Below are 20,477 nucleotides of genomic sequence, written 5' to 3' on the forward strand. Positions count from 1 at the left end.
ATCACATCCGCTCCGGAGCGGTAACGCCAAGGATGCCAAGGCCGTTCGCGATGACCTGGCGGGTGGCCTGGCACAAAGCGAGGCGGGCGGCGTGCAGATCGTTGGGTGCCTCGTCACCTTGTGGCAGCACCCGGCAGGAGTCGTAGAACCGGTGGTAGTCGCCGGCCAGATCCTCCAGGTAACGGGAGACGCGGTGTGGTTCACGAAGTGCCGCAGCGGTTTTCAGGACGCGCGGGAACTCGCCGAGGTTACGGATCAGCGTGCCCTCCTTGTCGTGCGTCAGGAGGTCGAGGTGCTCGGTGCTGGGGCTCAAGCCGAGTTCGGCGGCGTTGCGGGCCAGCGCTGACAGCCGGGCGTGCGCGTATTGCACGTAGTAGACCGGGTTTTCGTTGGAGGCCGAGGACCACAGTGCCAGATCGATGTCGATCGGGCTGTCGACCGACGACCGGATCAATGAGTAGCGCGCGGCATCCACGCCGATGGCCTCGACGAGGTCGTCAAGGGTGATGACGGTGCCTGCGCGCTTGCTCATCCGGACGGGTTGGCCGTCGCGGACGAGGTTGACCATCTGTCCGATGAGGACCTCGACGGTGGCGGGATCCTCGCCGAGCGATGCGGCGACGGCCTTGAGTCGGGCGATGTAGCCGTGGTGGTCGGCGCCGAGCATGTAGATGCACAGGTCGAATCCGCGCTGACGCTTGTCGAGGTAGTAGGCGATGTCGGCGGCCACGTATGCCGGGTTGCCGTCGCTCTTGATGACGACGCGGTCCTTATCGTCGCCAAAGTCGGTGGTGCGCAGCCAAACTGCGCCGTCTTTCTCATAGATGCTGCCGGCCTCGCGCAGCTTGGCGATGGCCTGCTCTACACGCCCGGACGTATGCATCGAGTCTTCGTGGGTGAAGATGTCGAAGTCGGTGCCGAAATCGTGCAGCGACTGCTTGATGTGGGTGAACATCAGGTCGACGCCGATGGCGCGGAAGGTCTCGCGCATCTCGGCGTCGGGCAGGCTCAGCGCGTCGGGCTCCTTGGCGAGCACCTGGGCGGCGATGTCTTTGATGTAGTCGCCCGCGTAACCGTCGTCGGGGGTGGGCTCGCCCTTGGCGGCGGCGATCAGCGAGTTGGTGAACCGGTCGATCTGGGCGCCGTGGTCGTTGAAGTAGTACTCGCGCACGACGTGCGCACCTTGGGTCGCGAGCAGGCGGCCGAGCGCGTCGCCGACCGCGGCCCAGCGGGTGCCGCCGATGTGGATGGGCCCGGTCGGGTTGGCGGAGACGAACTCGAGGTTGATGTTGTGGCCCTTGAACGCGTCGGAGTTGCCGTAGCCGGGGCCAGCCTCGATGACGTTGCCGACGATGACGTTCTGGGCGGATGCGTCGAGGCGGAGGTTGACGAAGCCGGGTCCGGCGACGTCGGCGGCGGCGATGCCGTCCTGCGCGGCGAGGGCGGAGGCGAGCCAGCCGGCCAGCTCACGAGGGTTGGCGCCGACCTTTTTGCCGAGCTGAAGGGCAATATTGGTGGCGTAGTCGCCGTGCTCGGGATTGCGCGGGCGCTCGACGGTGACCGTCGCCGGAAGTGCTGAGGTGTCGAGGCCGTGCTCGGCCAGCACCGCGGCGGCGGTGGCCTTGAGCAGTTCGGCAAGGTCGGCGGGCGTCACGAGGGTCCATCCTATGGTCTGAGGTGGTCAGGCCCCGAATCCGTTTCCGGTCGCTCGGATGCGTTAGGCTGTCCCCTGCCCATCGGCGCAGTGACTTCTATATGCGCCCCCGTAGCTCAGGGGATAGAGCGTCTGCCTCCGGAGCAGAAGGCCGCAGGTTCGAATCCTGCCGGGGGCACTTACTTCACCGCAGCTCACAGTGCCTTATTGGCCGTCACGGCACGACACGCGTACGTATCGCAGCAACGAATCGTCGGCCTGCTGAATGTAAGTCGTACTCGCGGCTCGCAATACCGCCGTTGTGCCGGGTTATTCGACGACGAAGACGGGAATCTGTCGCGAGGTCTTGGCCTGGTACTCGGCATACGGCGGGTAGGCAGCCACGGCCAGCTTCCACCAGTGTTCGCGCTCGGCGCCTTCGAGCTCGCGCGCGGTCCCGGAAGTGACCTTGTCGCCATCCTGCACGGTGACCGCGGGGTTGGCCCGCACGTTGAAATACCAACTCGGGTGTTTGGGATCACCGCCCTTGGACGCCACCATCGCGTACTTACCGCCCTCTTCGACCCGCATGAGCGGTACATAGCGGGCCTTGCCGGACTGCGCGCCGATCGTCGTGAAGAGGACGACCGCGCGGTCCAAGATCTCGACGCCATCCGTCGTGCCTTGCGCCAAGATGCGCTCTGTCTGTTCGCGTACCCAGTCCGTCGGGCTCAGTTCCGGTTGCGTGCTCACAGAGCGGCCAACGCGGCGACAGCCCACGCTATTCCGCTGTCACGACAGCAATGCAGGAAGTGGAACGTGCATCAACCCGCACGCCGCGCGCAGCAGTTCGGCCTCCGCTGCTGTCACGGTGCCATCGGCGAGCACCGACACCACCATCGCCTCGACGAGCGCCTGCTTGGCCTTCGGCTCCAGTGCGTCCAGCGCGGGCCAGCCGCCGTCGAGTGTCTGCTGCCAGCTGAGTCGACGCGGGCTGTCGGCCGTGGCCGTATCGCCGTAGAGGCGTCGCATCGCGCCGTGAAATGCTCGCTCTCCGGTGTCTTGGTCGCCGCCGCTCGCGACTGCAAGCGTCGCCAACAGGGTCCTGACCACTGGGCGCACGTCATTCAGCGAGCCGTTGCCGACCTTGCTGCGACGCGAAGGGTCGGCCGTGTCCAGCAGGTAGTTCCACACCAGGCGGGTGACGCAGTATTCGAACATGGTGACCGTGCCGTCGGCGACCGCGAGATCGTTCAACACCGCAACCAGACGGTCGTGGTAGTCGCGGGGATGATCCGCCAACTGCGGCAGGGCCAACGCGACGAACGGCAGGCGCAACTCATGCGGCAGCTCCGCCATCCGGCCGCCAAGGGCTGCCGCCTCCCGGGCCTGCGCGGGTCCCAGTCGCTGAGCGATCGACGTGAGCTGGCGAGCCTGCAGCGGTTCACCGGGCGGAGCGAGGAGCATGGCGATGACGGCCACGGGCGCCGTGGTCGGCTGGGTGGCGAGCTGTCGGACGTCGTCCGGCAACCGCGCCTGAAGGGCGGCACCGTATTTCAAGTCGGCCGGGGTGAAAGTGCCTGCCCGGGCGACGACCTGCTCGGGGCTGAGGACGTGCCTACCAGCCGCGGGGTCAGGTGCCGGGGGCTGGGTCGGACGGCCCAATGCCGTTCCGGCGGGGGCGAATCCGGCGGCGAAGTCCTCAGCCAACCCGTCAGGCGGCTGCTGCGCATAGCGCTGTTGCAGCTCGGTGATCTCGCCCGGGTCGAAGCTCGGGTTGAGCGCCTTTATCCGAGACGTCAGCGGCGGATGCGTCGCGAGCAGCGAGGCGAACGACTTTCGCACGCCCTCCCCGAACAGCATGTGGCTGACCTCGTTCGCACCGCGGGCGTCGCGCAGCCGCGAGCCGGTCGGGATGCCGCCGATCTTTTTCAGTGCGCCCTCGAGCCCGTCGGTCTGACGCGTGAACTGCACAGCGGACGCATCCGCGAGCCACTCGCGCTGTCGCGACACCGCCGCCTTGATCAGGTTCGCAAAGAACACGCCGATGAATCCCAGCACCATCATGGCGAACGCGACGATCACGATCGGTGCGGCGCCTTTACTGTCGCTTCCGCGGCCTCCGAACTGCAGGACCCGCAACCCGATCATGCCGATCAACAAGATTCCGGAGAGCAGCCCGATCAGGCGGATGTTCAGCCGCATGTCGCCGTTGAGAATGTGGCTGAACTCGTGCCCGATCACGCCCTGCAACTCGTCGCGGTTGAGTTGGGCCAGCGCTCCTGCGGTGACCGCGATGGCGGCGTCGGCCGGTGTAAACCCCGCCGCGAATGCGTTGATGCCGGTCTCGCGCGGCATGACGAACAATCGCGGCGCGGGAACGCCCGAGGCAATCGACATCTCCTCGACGATGTTGACGAACCTGCGCAGCTGTGGATCGGTGCTAGTGGGGTCGACGGGCACCGCCCCGACCGACGCGGCGACGGCCGCTCCTCCCTGACGGAGCGCGATCGTCTTGAAGAGCATGCCGCCGGCGATCACCAACAGCGTGACCACCGTGACGACGATGACCACGGCGAGAATCGATGAGGCATCGGCATTCTCGTATCCCATCGCGAGCGCGGCGGCGGCGTCGACGCCTGCGACCAACGCCAACACAGCTGCGGCGAAGAGGAACACCAGCTTCAGCGTGGTGCCCTTGGCCGCCCGCTGGTGATCGAAGAAGTTCATGACCGCCGATCGGTCAGAACTGTACCTTCGGGGCGTCCCGCATCTCTGGGCGATCGGGCGGGATCTCCAAAAGCGCTGCGGGGGTGAAGTTGAACATGCCCGCATAGACGCTGCCCGGGAAGGTCTCCCGCTTGTTGTTGTAGTTCATCACCGAGTCGTTGTATGCCTGCCGAGCGAACGCGACCTTGTTCTCCGTGGAGGTCAGCTCCTCCGACAGCTGCATCATGGTCTGGCTGGCCTTCAAGTCGGGATACTGCTCGACGACCACGTTGAGTCTGCTCAGGGCGCCCTCCAGCGCCTGCTGCCCGGACGCCAACTGCTGCATCGCTGCCGGGTCGCCCGGATTGGCCTGGGCAGCCGCGAGGCCGTTCATTGCGGCGCCGCGGGCCGCCACCACAGCCTCCAACGTCTGGCGCTCGTGTGCCATGTATCCCTTGGCGGTCTCGATCAGGTTGGGAATCAGGTCGAATCGCCGCCGCAACTGGACGTCGATCTGCGCGAAGGCGTTCTTGTATGCGTTGCGCGCGCGGACCAGACCGTTGTAACCGGCGATGACGAAAACGGCGAGCAGCAGCAGTATTACGACGACGACGATGATGCCGATGGTGAGCCCCACGAAACATACCTCCAGGTCAGGCCTGCAAAGTTGTGCGGTTTGCCGAAGCTTAGCTGCTCGCGGTACCCGCCGCGTCGATTCTCGTTGGCGCCGAACGTCGAGCTCGGATGTGCTGCGGTCACCCCTACAGCACGTTGTTGTTCGCAGCGGCCTCGATCGCGTTGTTTTCCGCAATCACCTGCTCGACCGTGGTGAGCGCCGGCTTCGGCGTCCAGTCCTGATGGAACAACCCCATCGACGCCTGAATCGGGTCACTCGACGGATAGTCGGCCAGCGTGTGGATGAACGCGGGACCGGCGAATTCGAGAGTGCGCCACGTCCGCAGGAAGTCACCGACGAACGCCGACTGATTCGCTTCGGAAACCACCGACGACGGCTGACCATACTCCGTCGCCCAGATCTTCTTGTTCCCATCGCCATTGGCGACCATCACCGCATACAACTGCTCCGCCTGCGTGATCGGCACACCCGCATGGCCCTCCCCCGCCGAGAACGGAACCGAGTAAAAGTACGGGTGATACGAGATCGCATCGAAGTATCCGCCGGCGCCCGCCGCGTACATCTCCGACAAGTACGTCACCGGGTTGATCGTCGGACCGCCCGGCGTCTCAGCTGCCGAAGCGACCGACGCCGCAATCACCGTCGCATTCGGATCCGCGGCCTTGATCTTCGTGTACGCCACCTTCAGTAGTTCGGTGTACTGCTGCGCAGACGGAGTGGGAGCCCAGAAGATGTTGGCGTTGGGCTCATTCCAGATCTCGTAGTCAGCGACCTTGCCCTTGTACCGCGTCGCCACCGCAGTGACGAAGTCACCGAACGCGTTCAGGTCCGCCGGGTGTCCCGCCCACGTCGGCTGGTCGGGAACCGCCGCCCAGTCAGGTGTCGAGTTCAGCACGGCGAGAACCTTGATGCCTTTGGCGTTGGCGCTGTTGATCATTCGGTCCGTCGCGGCCCAGTCGAATGTATTGTCTGCGGGTTCGACTCCGGCCCAAGGCATCAGGATCCGGATCGTGTCGATGCCGGCATCCTTCAGCAGACCCATCGCCTTATCGGTGTCGGTCTGCGAGTAGAAGTACATCTGCTGGGCGGTGACGGCAATCTCCGTTGGCCGCTGGTCAATCGCCGACGCCGACGGCGGCGCGATGTTGACATTCACCGTCGTGGTGGTCGTTCCACCCCACGGATCGCTGATCTTGACGACGAAGCTGTCCGTGTCGACGCCCGGCGTCACCAAAGCCCGATACCTGGCGTCCACGTCGGGTGTGTAGGTGAACTGTCCGGTGGGCGTCACCTTCACCGTTCCGAAGGCCGGACCTGAACCGAGGCTGTACGAAAGATTGTCGCCGTCTGGATCGGTGGCCGTCACCGTACCGGTGACCGTTCCGATCGCCGTCGACGTACCCGTGACTGTCCCATGGCCATTCGTCGGCGCCGTGTTGGTTGTCGGGTTCGGCGCAATGGAGACCTTGACCGATGTTGTTGTGGTGCCGCCGAATCCATCGCTGACGGTGACGGTGATGGTTTCCGACTTGGTGGTCGACGATGCCCCTGCCGCCGAGGCCGCCGTGCGGGCCGCGGCCGTCGGCGTATAGGTGAACGTGCCGTTGGGGTTGATGACGATCGTTCCCTTTGTCGTCGCGCTTGCCTTGTACGACAGCGGATCACCGTTCGCGTCCGTCGCGCTGATCGCACCGGTGACGACGCCGGTGCGCGGGTTCGGGTTCGACACCGTCGACGTTGCCCCCGTGGGTTTGGCGTTGGCTGCGCCGATCCTGACGTTCACCGTCACCGGCACCACACCGCCGTGGCCGTCGTCCACCGTGACGACGAACGTATCCTTCGTGGCGTCGTACGGTGCACCGGGTGCCGTCGCGGCAGCACGCGCCGCCGCCGTTGGCGTGTAGGTGAAGGAGCCGGTCGACGTGAGGGTGACCGTGCCCTTCGCCGGCGAACCGGTCACGGTGTATTTCCGGGTGTCGTAGTCACCGTCGGTGCCCTTGACACTGCCCGTGACGACTCCTGTCGAGCTGTTGGGAGTCCCGATCGTCGTCGTCACGACCGGCACCTTGTTCGCAGGCGGAATCGCGACGGTGATCGTCTCGGTCAACGAGCCGTTGCGACCGTCGGAGACCGTGACAGTGAACGAGTCCGTCTTCACCGAATCGGGCGCGGTCGGTACGGCCGCCGCGTGCCGGGCCGTGGAAGTCGGTGTGTACGTGTATGTTCCGTCAGCCTTGAGCACCAAGGTGCCCTTCGTCGGCTTGGTGTTCACCACATATGTCAGCGGATCACCGTCGTAGTCGACGACTCCCACCTTGCCGCTCAGCACGCCCGTCGACGGGTTGGACACGCTGTAGTACGGATCGCTGGAGAACGGCGACGTATTGGGCGGCACGAGCGAGACCACGTGGACACTGTCGGTGTCGTAATCGGTGACGAACATCAGCGTGCCGTCGGGGCTCAGTACGACGCCGGGTTGGACCGACATCGGCGTCGCGGTGTTCCGAATACTGATCGCTCCCAACGTCGAGCCGTCGGTGGAACTCAGTGCGGCGACGAGGCCGGTGTTGCTCGTGACCATGACCGCGCTGCTGTCGTTGGTGACCGCGAGACCGGCGAGCGGAACACCGAGGTTTCTGGTGATCGCGGTGCCCGCCGCAGTGTCGATGACGGTGACCGCACCTGCGGTGTCGGCGACGAACAACCGAGGATAAGTCTGACTGATCGCGATACCCGTTGGCGCACCGCCGATGTCGGTGATCGACGTCGCCGTGGTCGCCGAGGACGCGAACACCGAGACGTTGCCCCCGCCGGTCGACTTCGTGCTCGCGACGTAGATCTTGGTGCCGTCGGGGCTCACCACGAGCTCCGTCGGCTTCAGACCCGTTGGGAGTTTGACCACGCTGCTCGAGATCGTGTTATACGCCGTACTGATCTTGCTGATCGTCCCTGCGCTGCCGCTGGCGACGTACACGGTGGTGCCTGCCGGATTGATCGCGATCGCAGTCGGATTGGCGATCGTCAGCGTCTTCTTCGTGGCGCCGGTCGCGGTATCGATCACGGTGACCGTGTTGTTGGTCGAACTCGACACATACAGCCGCGTGCCATCCTTCTTGACCGCGATGCCATCGGGTGATGCGCCTACTTGATACGTGCCGACGACGGTGTTCTTGACCGTGTCGTAGACGGTGACGGTGCCTGCGCTGCGATTGGTGATGTACGCGCGGTTGCTCGTGACCGCAACGGCGCTCGGGTCGCTGACGTTGGTGAAGTCGGTGCTCTTGTAGAACGGCGACGGGCTCACCGGGATGTTGATCGGCACGTCGACGGTGTTCGTCCCGTCGGACAGCGTGATCGTCATCGCGATCGTGTCATTGGGATTGGACGTCGTCGCGGCGACGAAACGCTGTGCGCTCGTCGGGGTGTACGTGATGACCTTTGTCGTGGCGTCGTAGGCAAATGTGCCCGCGCTCGGACCGCTCTTCAGCCCGACCGTGACCGCCTGCCCTTCGGGATCACTGGTGCTCAGCTGCCCTAACACCTTGCCCGTCGTCGCATCGGGCCTGCCCCAGGCCACCGACGCGGTCGGCGGTTGGTTCGCGGCCGCCGCCGCAAGGGTTTGGCTGACCGCCATCTGCTGAGCGGACAGGTTGGTGACGTCCTCGGTCTGGCCCACTTGACGACGGGCCGCGGCAAGCAACACCCACGACAGCGGTGACTCCGTCGAACCGCCGGGAAGCATGCCGAGGAACGTCGACAACACGGGCCGCACGACGCCGTCGAGCAGGCTGCTCATCCATGTCTGAACCGGGTTCGGCACAGTCGGCTGCACCGCCGAGAGCGCAACGGGCACCTCGGCGACCGACCGCTGCGTCGCGGCGACCGAGACGGTGGCCTGCGCAGTCGGGCCCGAAACGTCCTCGGACGCCGTGATACCGGTCGTCGTCTGGGCCTGCGCCTGCTGAGCGGGCTCGCTTGTCGTCGTTGCGGATTCGGAAACTCGGGCGTGAGGTTTGAAAGTCGACTTCTTCTTCGGCTTCGGCTTCGGCTTGGCTGTCTCGTCGGAATGCGCACCGCCGGAACTCGACACGGTGACCCCAGGTGCCACCTCTTCGGAACTCGAGGAGCCCGGTGTCGCGCCGGCGGGTTGGGTGGTTGTCGATTCGGCAGTCGGCGGCGTGACTGCGGCGCCGCCGGCGGTTTCGGTGCTCGCGCCGGGCTCCTGGGTAGTCCCGTCGGTCCCAGCAGTCGTGGTGGCAGTCGAATCCTCAGGAGCGGCCCACGCGATACCGGCCGGGGCCGCGACAGCGGATCCGATCCCAAGCGCAACGGCCAGGGCGCCGACGCGTCCGACATATCTGCCGTATCGCAATTGCATTGTTTCCCCTAATTGCCCAGTAAACGTAGGTTGCTGAGCATGGGCGGCGGCTTAGCTCGGCGAAACGTCACGAATCGCTGGCCAGTGTAGCGGCTTGCACATACCCGCCGGAATGGTCTTCAAGAATTTGCCGTAATCAGTAAGAGATGCACCTATTACCAGCTAGATCGTCATATTGGCTGAGTATCTGCGGTCGCTCGGGCGACCATCTTGAGTTGGCGACCGGAAGTCCACTGAAAAACCGACGAAAAAGGTTTGGCATCGCCACGGTTAACCAGCCGGTTTGCTGATCGAATTCCGCTTGCGCGCGTGTCTCTGCAGTTCAGGGTCAGAGAAGCGGCCCGATACCAGTCTGACCCGCGTCTCCAATCCATATGATCTTGCGAATGGGCGTCGACGCGGCCGCCGTTACGAGTGAAGAGGCGGCGCACTACCGGGCTGCCGGTTGGTGGACCGACACCACGCTGTCCGACTGCGTCAGGCGCAATGCCAATCAGACACCGGACAAACCCGCCTACATCGACTTCTCACTCCACTCCCCCGAGACGGTGCTCACCTGGTCCGAGTTCGACCACGCCGCCACCAACCTCGCCAAGCGCCTGTTGACGTTCGGCGTCGCACCCGGTGACGGCGTTGCCGTTTGGCACAAGGACACATCGGCCGTCCACGTCCTGCTGGTCGCCATCGAACGCTGCGGCGCGACCGCGGTTGGCCTCGGCGCCCGATCCGGCGTCCGCGAAGCCACCGCGATTATGCGCACCGCTCAGCCGACTCTCGTCGTCACCGACCAAGAACGCCTCGCACCCGCGCAGCAGGCCGCCGCCGAGGCTGACGCGAGGCTGCGGGTCGCGGCCATCGCCCACGACCTCGACACCACACCCGAAGTCGACGGAACGAACGGCCTGACGCCCATCGGCCCCGACGACGTCTTCCTGATCAACTCGACGTCCGGCACTACAGGACTGCCGAAATGCGTTGTGCACAGTCAGAATCGGTGGCATTACTTTCACCAGAAAGCGGTGGCCAACGGCGAACTCACTCCCGACGACGTCTTCCTCTCGGTCCTGCCCATGCCGTTCGGCTTCGGCATCTGGACCTCGCACACCACGCCGATCTACCTGGGCGCCACCGCGATCAGAATCGAGAAGTTCGACGCCGCGGCGGCATGTGCCGCGATCGCCAAGCACCAGGCAACCGTATTGTGCTGCGTCAGTACGCAATTGGCGATGATCCTGGCGAACCAAGCCTCGCGCGAGTACGACCTGACCAGCCTGCGCGTGGTGTTCACCGGCGGTGAGCCACTCCCCTACAGCCAGGCCGCCCGGTTCGAGGAGTTGACCGGCGCCACGATCCTGCAGTTCTACGGCTCCAACGAGACCGGGATCCTCAGCGCCACCACCGTCGCGGACCCACTACACCGACGGTTGCGCACCGCAGGCCGGATAGTGCCCGAGATGCAAGTCCGCCTGTTCGACGGCGACCGCGACGTCACACAGTCGGGGCGCGGACAACCCGCGTGCCGCGGTCCGGCCCTGAGCCTGGGCTATCTCGGCGGCACCGATCACGACAAGTTGTTCACCAGGGACGGCTGGATGCGGATGGGCGACATCTGCGAACTCGACGCCGACGGCTATCTCACCCTGACCGGCCGAACCTCGGACTTCATCCTGCGGGGCGGCAAGAACATCAGCGCGGTGCAGGTCGAGGAGGCCGTCGCCACCCATCCCGCGGTCGCCGTGGCCGCGGCGGTCGCGATGCCCGACGCGGTCTTCGGCGAGCGTGTCTGCGTATTCGTCGAGCTCACGGACGCCGCCGCCCTGGATCTGCCCACCCTCGTCGAACACCTTCTGCAACAGGGCGTTTCCAAGGAGCTGCTGCCAGAACGCCTTGAAGTTCTCGACGAACTGCCGCGCTCGTCGGGCGGCAAGATCGCCAAAGGCCAACTTCGCGACAGAATCCGGTCAACACTCGAGGAGAGCCTCGAAATTCAGCAGGAGCAGGTGAAATGAGCAGCGAAGTGCGACAGGGCGGCCTCGAAATCTGGGCGCCGGCCAAGACGCCGCCCATCGGGGTCGACCTGACCGACGAACAACAGATGGCGGTCGCGTTCCGCCATCTCGCCGAAATCGGCTTCGCCGAAAACATGGCCGGGCACATCACCTGGCAGCCCGACGGTCAGACCGACATGTACGTCAACCCGTGGGGGCTGTGGTGGCAAGAGCTGACCGCGTCGGACATCTGCGTCGTCGACGAAGACGCGCGGGTGGTCCGCGGCCGCTGGGACGTCACACCTGCCATCCACATCCACACCGAGCTCCACCGGCTCCGGCCCGACGCCCGCGTGGTCATCCACAACCATCCCTACTACGTCAGCCTGATCGCGGCCCTCGGCAGCCTTCCCGAGCTGGTTCATCAGACCGGCGCGCTGTTCCTCGACGACATGTATCTGGTCGAGAAGTATGACGGCGAGATCGACGCCCCTTGGCGCGCAGCCGAACTCGCGCAACAGGTCGGTTCGGCCAACCTCATCATCCTGGCCAACCACGGTGTCATCGCCACTGGCCGCAACCTCGCTGAGGCCGTCTATCGCGCCGTGTCCATCGAACGGGTCTGTCATCTCGCGTACGACGTGATGGTGACCGGGCGGACCCCGACGAAGATGAGCCGCGGCGACATGGTCGGCATGCAGGCATCGCTCATCGAACGCGCCGCCGACGTGTATTGGGCGGGCGCGGCACGCATGACCATCAAGGCAGACCGCAGCGTTCTGACGTAGAGAGGATCAGCCATGGCCTCGATCGACGAGATGTCGGCGAATCTGAATTTCACCACCGCCAAAACCGGAGGCGACCGCAGCGTCACCTTCCTGGCCGAACCCGAGCGGGCCGACCGCCTCTACACCGTGATCTCCGTCGACGACCACATCGTCGAACCCCCCGACACCTTCGAGGGTCGGGTGCCGCAGAAGTTCGCCGACCGCGCCCCACGGGTCGTCGACACCGACGACGGCGGACAGACCTGGATGTACGACGGACAGTCGCTGCCGAACGTCGGCTTCAACGCGGTGGTGGGCCGCCCGGTCGAGGAATACGGGTTCGAACCGGCCCGCTTCGACGAAATGCGCCGCGGCGCTTGGGATATCCACGAACGCGTGAAGGACATGGACCTCAACGGCGTCTACGCGTCGCTGAACTTCCCGTCGTTCCTGCCCGGCTTCGCAGGGCAGCGACTGCAGCAGGTCACCAACGACCGTGACCTCGCGATGGCATGCGTGCGCGCCTGGAACGACTGGCACATCGAGGCGTGGGCAGGCTCCTATCCGGACCGGATCATCCCGTGCCAGCTCCCGTGGCTGCTCGACCCCGAGGTCAGCGCGAAGATGATCTACGAGAACGCCGAACGCGGCTACCACGCGGTCACATTCAGCGAGAACCCGGCGTTGCTCGGCCTGCCGACCATCCACTCCGGATACTGGGAGCCGATGCTGGCGGCATGCGCCGACACCGGGACAGTGGTGAACCTGCACATCGGTTCGTCAGGTACCTCGCCGTCGACGACCGACGACGCTCCACCCGACGTCGTCGGTGTGCTGTTCTTCGCCTACGCCATCTCGGCGGCCGTCGACTGGCTGTATTCGGGCGTCTGCACCCGGTATCCCGACCTCAAGATCTGCCTCTCCGAGGGTGGGATCGGTTGGGTGGCAGGACTTCTCGATCGACTCGACCACATGCTCAGCTACCACGAGATGTACGGCACGTGGCGGGCGCTCGGTGAAACGCTGACACCCGCTGAGGTGCTGAAGCGCAACTTCTGGTTCTGCGCGGTCGAGGATCAGTCATCGTTCATCCAGCACGACCGGATCGGTTCGGACAACATCCTGCTCGAGGCCGACTACCCGCATTGCGACTCCACCTGGCCACACACCCAGCGAACGATCCACGAGCAGATCAACGGACTGCCCGCCGACATCATCCGAAAGGTCACCTGGGAGAACGCGTCTCGGCTCTACCAGCACCCGGTTCCGGCCGCGATCCAGGCAGACCCTGACGCGTTCTAGAGGTTGGTCGCGGACTGGGCTTCCTCCTCGGCGATGATGGCTTGGTTCTCCTCGATGATCTGCTCGATCACGGCCACGGCCAGCTTCGGAGTCCAATCCAGGTGGTACACACCGAGAGTCGACGAATTGTCGTCGGCGCTGCCGGTGTCTTTGATGGTGTCGATGAACGCGGGTCCGGCGTACGACAAATTGCGCCATGTCCGCAGGAAGTCGGCGATGTAGTCGGCCTGGTTCTGCTCCGAGACGTAGTCGGAGGGCTGGCCGTACTCGGTGGCCCAGATCTGCTTGGCGCCGTCCCCGTACTCGACCATGATCGCGTGCATCGCTTCGACCTGATTGATCGGCGCACTCGCATAGGGGCTGGGCGTCGAGAACAGTTTGGAATACAGGTACGGGTGGTAGGCGACTGCGTCGAAATACCCTTGTGCCCCAGCGTCGTACATCTCCTGAAGGTAGGTGACCGGGTCGATGGTCAGCGTGCCGAAGGAGATCACCGAGCCGAGGCCGGCGGCGATGACGACCGCGTTCGGGTCCGCGGCCTTGATCACCGGATAGGCCGCCTTCAGCAGTGCCGTATACGCCGCGGCATCGGGCGCAGGCGACCAGAACTGGTAACCGTTCGGCTCGTTCCAGATCTCGTAGGCACCGATCTTCCCCTTGTACCGCGTGGCGAGCGCGCCCATGAACGAGGCGAACTCGGCCGGATCGGCGGGCGCGGCGGACAACGGCGCCCCGCCGGAGACGCCGGCCCACGTCGGCGTCGAATCCACCACACCGAGAATCGTCATATCGTGTGCGACAGCGGAATTCACCATCCGGTCGATGGCCGTCCAGTTGTAGGTGTTGTTGGTCGCCTCGACGCCCGCCCACGGGATCAGCATGCGCACGCTGGTGACGCCGTCCGCCTTCAACAGGTCGAACGCCTTGTCGGTGTCGGCCTGCGAATAGAAGTACATCTCTTGGACGTTCATCGCGACGGTGGTGCCGCGCTGATCGATCGACGAAGCCGACGAATCCGGCGGTGCCACGGTCACGGTCACGGTCGTCTGGACGGTGTTGCCCGCGTTGTCGGTGATGTTCACCGTGAACGAATCGGTGTCCGCGTCTGTGGTCGCCGCCGCGAGATACCGGGCCGCAACGTCGGGGGTGTAACTGAACTTGCCTGTCGTCGCATTCAGGGCCACGCTGCCCAGATTCGGTCCTGTCTTGACGGTGTAGCTCAGGGCGCCGCCCTCGGGGTCGGTTGCAGACACGGTGCCGTCCACCTCACCGATTGCCACCGTCGGGTTGTTCACCGACGTCTGCACGTTGGTGGGCGCCTGGTTGACGGTGCTGTACGGAGTCACCGGCAGCGAGAACGCGACCGTCGTCGTGCCACCGTAGCCATCGGAGATGGTGAAGGTGACCGGATCGACCTTGGCCGAGTCCGGGGCGGTCGCGGCCGACGCGGCCAGGCGCGCCGCGGCCGTCGGCGTGTAGCTGAAGGTGCCGTCGGAGTTGATGGTCAGCGCTCCCTTGCCGGGCGCCGAGGAGGTGACGGTCAATGCGTCGCCGTCGGTGTCTACCGCGGTGACCTTTCCGGTGACCGTGCCCGTGGTGGTGTTGGTGCTGGTGACGGCGGCCGACCCGCTGGTGGGTGCGGCGTTGGCGCCGGGGATCGACACTGTGACCGTCACGGTCGCGGTGCCGCCGTGGCCGTCATCGGCGGTGATGGTGAACGTGTCGGTCTTGTCGGCCGCGGTCGCCCCGACCTTGGCCGCTGCGTGCCGCGCCGCGGCGGTGGGCGTATAGGTGTAGATGCTGCCCGAGAACGTTACGGTGCCCTTGGCAGGCGTGCTCGACGTGTACGTCAGCTTGTCCCCGTCGGCGTCGCTGCCGACCGCCTGGCCCTTCGACTGGCCGGTCGTGCTGCTCGCGATCGGGGTGGTGGACCGAACCGTCGGGACGGTGTTGGTCGGCGAGATGTTGATCGTCACGGTCGCGGTCGTCGTCCCTTGTCGGCCGTCGGACACGGTGACCGTGAAGGTGTCGGTGGTCAGCGACGTGGTCGCGCCGGTGGTGGCCGCGGCGTGGCGTGCCGTGGCGGTCGGCGTGTAGGTGAACGTGCCGTCGGCGTTGAGGACCAGCGAGCCCTTCGTGGGCGCACCTGCGACGGTGTAGGTCAGCGAGTCTCCGTTCGGGTCGCTGCCGTTGATCGCTCCCGACACCGCACCCGTCGTGGGATCTGCACTGCCAACCGTCGGCGCCGCCACCGGAGGTTGGTTGACGGTGCCGCCGCCCGCAACGGCGGTCAATGACACCACGCGGACTCGATTGAGGTCGTAATCGGTCAGGACGAATTTCGTCCCGTCCGGGCTCATCGCGAGGCCGGGCAGTTGCGACATTGTTGTTGTCACCGAGCGCGTCGACAGCGTGGAAAGCGTTGCGCCCGTTGCCGAATTGAGCGTGGTGATCTTGCCTTTGGTGTCTGCGACGATCAGTGTGCTGCCGTCGTTGCTGACGGTGACGCCCGAGAGCACACCGCTGACCGCGAAACTGCCGACTGTGGCCTTTGTCGTGGTGTTGACGACGGTAACCGTGCTGTTGGTTCCGTTGTTGGTGGTGATGTACAGCCGCGAGTTGTCCGGACTGACAACGGCACCCGTCGCCGTACCGCTCAGGTTTGTCCATGCCGTTGCCGACGAGGACGACAAGGCGAACGCGGACAGCCCGGTCGAACCGTCAGCCATGACGCTCAGCACATAGATCTTGGTCTTGTCGGGGCTGACCGTGATCTCGGTAGGATGCGAGCCCGAAGGCAACGTGACGGCCGCGCCGGACACCGCATTGGTGGTCGTGCTGATCTTGGTCACGGTACCGGCGTCGTAGTTGGCGACGTACAACACGCTGCCACTCGAATTGATCGCCATCGCAGTGGGTTTGGCCACGGCGATGGTGGTCACCACCGTGTTGGTCGTGGTATTAACCACGGTCACCGTGTTGCCGTCGGTGCTCGACACGTAGAGCCGAGTGCCGTCGGGTTTCACCACCAGGCCGTCCGGTGTCGCGCCGACGTTGATGGTGCCGACGACGGTGTTGGTCGTCGTGTCGATCACGGTCACGGTGCCGGTGCTCTTGTTGGTGACGTAGGCCCGGTTGTTGGTGGTGGCGACCGCGCCGCCACCGGTTACGGTCAGGTCGCCGGTCTTGGTGATGGCGGCTGCGCCGACCGGAATGTTGATCACGGAGGCCACGGCATTGGTCCCGTCGGACACCGTGACTGTCATCGCGATGGTGTCGTCGGCGGTGGTCAGTCCCGCGCTTATCCGCTGGGCCGTTGTCGGGGTGTACGTGAAATTCCCTGTCGCACTGTCTAATGACAGAGTGCCCGAACTCGGCGCACTGCTCACGGTGTACGACAGCGGCTGGCCCTCGGGATCGGTCGCTCCCAGCTGACCGGTGACCGTGCCCGTCGTGGGATCTGGCGTGCCGAACGTCGGTGACACCGTGGGCGGTTGATTCGTCGCAGCAGCCGCCACGACGGCGGACGTCGTCGTCGCGCTCAACGTCGTCGTGGTTGTCTCTTCGGTTTCGCCTATCTGTCGTCGCGCCGCGGCCAGGAACACCCATGCCAATGGTGACTCCGATACACCGCCGGACACTGCTCCGAGGAACGACGACACCAGATTGCGCACGACGGCGGCGACCGGGGACGCAACCGTCTTCTGCACGGACTCCTGGCGTGTGGTCGTCGTCGCCGGGGACGTCGTCGCGGCGGCGGTGGTGACGACGGCCACCGAATCCTGTTGGACAGCAGCAGAAGTAGCGGTCGACGCTGGCGCCTTGGACTCCGCGTCCTTCGCGGGCTTCACCCTGCGGTTGTCGACGTGCGTGGTGGCGCCGCTGGTTTCACGAGTGGTCTTGCGTGCAGTCGGCGGCTTCTTCTTTTTCACGCTCTGTTCGGCGGTGTCGGACTTATGTGCTTCACCTTCACCGGTGCTCGACGCGGTGGTGGTCTTGGCGGTCGATGTGGATTCGGCTGTTTTCGAATCAGTTTCGGCGTTCGACGGTTGATCCGCCGTCGCCGCACTGGAATCCGACGTTGCGGTCGAGGTGTCGGACTCGGTCGGCGTTGCCCACGCCGATCCCGCAGGCGCCGCGATGGCGGTCCCGATGCCTAGCGCGACAGCCAACGCTCCGACGCGTCCGATGTATCTACTGTGCCCCGCCCTGCTGCATGCCATGGCCACCGCCCCTTTTCGTCGCTAGTCGTCAGGACGCGAGTCCGCTACACGGCAAACTACTGTTTGCTGCGCAAGCTATTCGGTTCGGGCAAAGCTGTGCGTAACGGCTCGATGAATCCTGACAGTAATCTCTCAAAATTCAACGAAACCGTCAACACTCCAGCTCAAAGCTATGAAATTGCTGTGGGGCCCGTGCGCGAGCGAACGCGCCGTGGAATGCTGATTCCCGACGCCGCACGCAGGCTAAATTTGCTGTACCCACTAACGTACCGTGTTTGCTGGATTTGCTGAGCAACACGATTAGTCGAGTTGAGACGCAACGTAATCGATGGGCCCGCTGTCGCGGCGCCGTCTGTCAGCAAGCTCGGTGACGACGGCGTTGGCAGGGGATTCTCAACGACATCAGAGGTTCGCACAGCGTGGTCAGGCCGTCACAGCACTCCTCAAGCGCACATTGTTCGCGTTCCCAACCAATCGACTTAGCGTCGAGATGCATTGCACCACTGGGTAATGAAGGGAGTAGATCCGTGTTGAGAAGACCATCGCTACATGCGCTTGCGGTGGCGGCAGCAGGAGTGTCGATCGCAGCCACCCTGGTCGCACCTGGCGTCGCATCAGCGGCAGTTCCCGTTGCAGCAGCGGGCGGCTTCGCGACCGACTGGGGACCGTACGGGCCGGGTCGACCACACCCGGGCGACTGGCATCACCCGGAATGGGGCCCGGGCTGGAACGACGGCTACCCAGCACCCGGTTGGGTGCCGCCGATCGGCTGGGCGCCACCTCCGGACTGGACCCCACCTGCAGGCTGGTATCCACCGCCAGGCTGGGCACCGCCGCCAAGCTGGGTCGGGCCTTGTGCCGGACCACTTTTCGACCTGTTGCACCCCCTGCGCTGTGCATAGCCTCCGCCCTGAGCCTGCCTCGTTGGGGGCAGGCTCAGGGGTGGACTGCAGAATTCCGATGATCGCGCAGCAGTTTGGAAGTTCGTCGCTAACGACTGCTTACTTTGCCACCGTGCACGGGCGGTGTGCCGACAGCAAGGTCTCTACCCGTTGGCTGCCCCCGAAGGACATTGCCCGCGTTGACTCCGGCGATAATTGACGCCGCCGCCCGAAGTCGAAATCGGCTTGGTCGCAGCGACATTCGGCATTTCTACGCCTATTGTGAGCGGGTCGACACCTAGGAGTGATCTTGAACTTGAGGCTCATCGTGGCTGGAGCAACTGTCGGAAGCGCGATGAGCTTGAGCGCACTGCTCCACGGCGCCGGTATCGCGGGCGCTGATCCGGCCGGTCCGGAACTAGCCACCGAACAGACCGCGGCGTCCGATCCCGCCAACCACGAAGGCGAGAGCCAGCGCGACGAACAACAGGCCGAACCCATCCACGACAACGGGCTGCCGTGGCCGCTGAACAACTTGGATCTGCCTCCGGCACCGTTCGACGTTCCGCCTCCGCCGCCGATCGACATTCCGTCGCCGGTGCAGGTTACGGTCCCGGTCGGGGTATCGCTCGGTCTGCCCGCGATCCCGCTGGGGCTCCCGCTGCCGCCTCCGCCGCAGCTGCCGCCCCCGCCCGAGGTGCCGCTGCCGCCCGCGCCGTCGATTCCGTTGCCGCCGCCGCCGTTCTGACGGTCAGTAGCGCATATCGCTTGCGAGGAGGGGCGGATACACGGTGGAAGGTTCACCGTCGACCGTTGTCCCCGCGAACTGCAGCATGGACCGGATCGTCCCGTTTACTTCTGCCGGATAGTTGAGTGTCGGCGCCGAGACGGCGTCGAGCGCACGAAGGTGCTCGGCAGTCAGTGTCACGTCGAGCGCGGCGAGATTGCTCTCAAGGTGGTGCAACCGGCGGGCTCCGACGATCGGCACCACGGTCTGCGACCGTGAAAGAAGCCACGCTAAAGCTACTGCGGCTGAAGGTGTTTCGAGGGCGTCGGCAATCGCGCTGACGGTGTCGATCACGTCGAACTCTTCGTCGGTTGGCCCACCGACGAAGGCGGCGCGCGCCGAGTCGACCACGTCGGCACCCCGCCGATACTTGCCCGACAGGAAGCCGTTTTTCAGCGGGCTCCACGGAACCAGCGCCATGCCTTGTTGTTGGGCCAGCGGCGCGATCTCACCCTCGACTGTGCGGGCCAGCAGCGAATATTCGACCTGCAGGGCGATGAGAGAAGTCCAACCCCGCAGCATCACGGTGGTTTGCGCTTGCGCAGTCACCCATGCCGGCGTGTTGGAGAACCCGATGTAGCGGATCTTGCCTGCCCGCACCAAGTCGTCGAGAGTACGCATCGTCTCCTCGATCGGCGTGTGCCGGTCCCAGTTGTGCAACCAATACAGGTCCACGTAGTCGGTGTTGAGGCGGCGCAATGACTCATGCAACTGGGCGATGATCGAGCCGCGGCCCGCCCCGCCACCGTTCGGGTCGCCGGGAAACATGTTGCCGAAGAACTTCGATGCGACGACGACGTGCTCGCGCCGACCCGGATGCGCCGCGAACCAGTCGCCAAGGATCTTTTCCGAGTGGCCATTGGTATAGAAGTTCGCGGTGTCGATGAAGTTTCCGCCGCGATCGAGGTAGGTCTCCAGGATCTTCTCGGACTCCTCGACACTGGTGCCGGCGGCGCCAGGATCCTCGCCGAAGGTCATCGCGCCGAGTGCAAACGGGCTGACGCGCAACCCAGACCGGCCGAGGGTGACGTAGTGATCGAGTGGCATGATCGTGCTCCTGATTGTTGAAATGGACGCATCGATCACATCGCAGACCCCCAGCTTGACGGTAGGCCAATAGTTGCAAGGCCTTGCACAATCCTATTTGACTTGCCCGGATCGTGTTGCAAGCC

The 20,477-nt window shown here is 65.0% G+C and carries 12 protein-coding genes and 1 tRNA gene; 6 read left to right on the top strand and 7 right to left on the bottom strand.

Going from position 1 to position 20,477, the window contains the following annotated elements; genetic code table 11:
- Window position 1: 1 nt before the first annotated feature.
- Window positions 2–1,654 carry an arginine--tRNA ligase gene (gene argS / locus GGC64_RS31435; RefSeq protein WP_192726529.1) on the bottom strand — a complete coding sequence of 551 codons (1,653 nt, stop codon included), beginning with the start codon at window positions 1,652–1,654 and terminating at the stop codon, window positions 2–4.
- Between the two features lie 105 nt (window positions 1,655–1,759).
- On the opposite strand from argS, the gene GGC64_RS31440 reads away from it, so the two are divergent.
- Window positions 1,760–1,832: transfer RNA gene (locus tag GGC64_RS31440), tRNA-Arg, on the top strand.
- A 131-nt stretch (window positions 1,833–1,963) separates the two neighbouring features.
- On the opposite strand, the gene GGC64_RS31445 is transcribed toward GGC64_RS31440, so the two are convergent.
- The 4 genes from GGC64_RS31445 to GGC64_RS31460 form a co-directional block, all read right to left on the bottom strand.
- The gene (locus GGC64_RS31445) at window positions 1,964–2,386 is read right to left on the bottom strand and encodes a nitroreductase family deazaflavin-dependent oxidoreductase (protein WP_192726530.1); all 423 of its coding nucleotides are present in this window, start codon (window positions 2,384–2,386) and stop codon (window positions 1,964–1,966) included.
- Between the two features lie 39 nt (window positions 2,387–2,425).
- Window positions 2,426–4,363 carry a M48 family metallopeptidase gene (locus GGC64_RS31450; RefSeq protein ID WP_192726531.1) on the bottom strand — a complete coding sequence of 646 codons (1,938 nt, stop codon included), beginning with the start codon at window positions 4,361–4,363 and terminating at the stop codon, window positions 2,426–2,428.
- 13 nt (window positions 4,364–4,376) lie between these two features.
- Window positions 4,377–4,979 carry a LemA family protein gene (locus tag GGC64_RS31455; RefSeq protein ID WP_192726532.1) on the bottom strand — a complete coding sequence of 201 codons (603 nt, stop codon included), beginning with the start codon at window positions 4,977–4,979 and terminating at the stop codon, window positions 4,377–4,379.
- Between the two features lie 124 nt (window positions 4,980–5,103).
- The gene (locus GGC64_RS31460; protein WP_192726533.1) at window positions 5,104–9,357 is read right to left on the bottom strand and encodes an Ig-like domain-containing protein; all 4,254 of its coding nucleotides are present in this window, start codon (window positions 9,355–9,357) and stop codon (window positions 5,104–5,106) included.
- A gap of 386 nt (window positions 9,358–9,743) precedes the next feature.
- Here GGC64_RS31460 and GGC64_RS31465 point away from each other — a divergent pair, with 386 nt between their 5' ends.
- From GGC64_RS31465 to GGC64_RS31475, 3 genes are read left to right on the top strand one after another with little or no spacing between them, the layout of a single operon-like run.
- Entirely contained in the window at window positions 9,744–11,366 is a 1,623-nt protein-coding gene (locus GGC64_RS31465; protein ID WP_192726534.1) for a class I adenylate-forming enzyme family protein, read from the top strand.
- Window positions 11,363–12,133 carry a class II aldolase/adducin family protein gene (locus GGC64_RS31470; protein WP_192726535.1) on the top strand — a complete coding sequence of 257 codons (771 nt, stop codon included), beginning with the start codon at window positions 11,363–11,365 and terminating at the stop codon, window positions 12,131–12,133. Before GGC64_RS31465 ends, GGC64_RS31470 begins: the two co-directional genes overlap by 4 nt.
- 12 nt (window positions 12,134–12,145) lie before the next feature.
- Window positions 12,146–13,414 (top strand): amidohydrolase family protein, encoded by a 1,269-nt coding sequence (locus GGC64_RS31475; RefSeq protein WP_192726536.1) that lies wholly within the window; start codon window positions 12,146–12,148, stop codon window positions 13,412–13,414.
- Here the strand turns inward: GGC64_RS31475 and GGC64_RS31480 are convergent.
- Window positions 13,411–17,637, bottom strand: a complete 4,227-nt coding sequence (locus GGC64_RS31480; protein ID WP_192726537.1) for an Ig-like domain-containing protein — start codon at window positions 17,635–17,637, stop codon at window positions 13,411–13,413. The genes GGC64_RS31475 and GGC64_RS31480 overlap by 4 nt on opposite strands.
- Window positions 17,638–18,164: 527 nt before the next feature.
- On the opposite strand from GGC64_RS31480, the gene GGC64_RS31485 reads away from it, so the two are divergent.
- Complete coding sequence (locus GGC64_RS31485; RefSeq protein ID WP_192726538.1) at window positions 18,165–18,539, top strand: hypothetical protein; 375 nt, start codon at window positions 18,165–18,167, stop codon at window positions 18,537–18,539.
- A 334-nt stretch (window positions 18,540–18,873) separates the two neighbouring features.
- The gene (locus GGC64_RS31490; protein WP_192726539.1) at window positions 18,874–19,266 is read left to right on the top strand and encodes a hypothetical protein; all 393 of its coding nucleotides are present in this window, start codon (window positions 18,874–18,876) and stop codon (window positions 19,264–19,266) included.
- A gap of 3 nt (window positions 19,267–19,269) precedes the next feature.
- Here GGC64_RS31490 and GGC64_RS31495 read toward each other — a convergent pair whose 3' ends face one another.
- The gene (locus tag GGC64_RS31495) at window positions 19,270–20,352 is read right to left on the bottom strand and encodes an aldo/keto reductase (protein ID WP_192726540.1); all 1,083 of its coding nucleotides are present in this window, start codon (window positions 20,350–20,352) and stop codon (window positions 19,270–19,272) included.
- Between the last annotated feature and the right edge of the window lie 125 nt (window positions 20,353–20,477).

It is taken from the genome of Mycobacterium sp. OAS707 (assembly GCF_014873705.1).
In the GTDB taxonomy this organism is placed as follows: Bacteria; Actinomycetota; Actinomycetes; order Mycobacteriales; family Mycobacteriaceae; genus Mycobacterium.

Excerpts from the sequence above, each read along its gene's own strand:
- GGC64_RS31450 (WP_192726531.1), bottom strand. The coding sequence starts at position 4,363 with ATGAACTTCTTCGATCACCAGCGGGCGGCCAAGGGCACCACGCTGAAG.
- GGC64_RS31460 (WP_192726533.1), bottom strand. The coding sequence starts at position 9,357 with ATGCAATTGCGATACGGCAGATATGTCGGACGCGTCGGCGCCCTGGCC.
- GGC64_RS31465 (WP_192726534.1), top strand. The coding sequence starts at position 9,744 with ATGGGCGTCGACGCGGCCGCCGTTACGAGTGAAGAGGCGGCGCACTAC.
- GGC64_RS31470 (WP_192726535.1), top strand. The coding sequence starts at position 11,363 with ATGAGCAGCGAAGTGCGACAGGGCGGCCTCGAAATCTGGGCGCCGGCC.
- GGC64_RS31475 (WP_192726536.1), top strand. The coding sequence starts at position 12,146 with ATGGCCTCGATCGACGAGATGTCGGCGAATCTGAATTTCACCACCGCC.
- GGC64_RS31480 (WP_192726537.1), bottom strand. The coding sequence starts at position 17,637 with ATGGCATGCAGCAGGGCGGGGCACAGTAGATACATCGGACGCGTCGGA.
- GGC64_RS31490 (WP_192726539.1), top strand. The coding sequence starts at position 18,874 with ATGAGCTTGAGCGCACTGCTCCACGGCGCCGGTATCGCGGGCGCTGAT.
- GGC64_RS31495 (WP_192726540.1), bottom strand. The coding sequence starts at position 20,352 with ATGCCACTCGATCACTACGTCACCCTCGGCCGGTCTGGGTTGCGCGTC.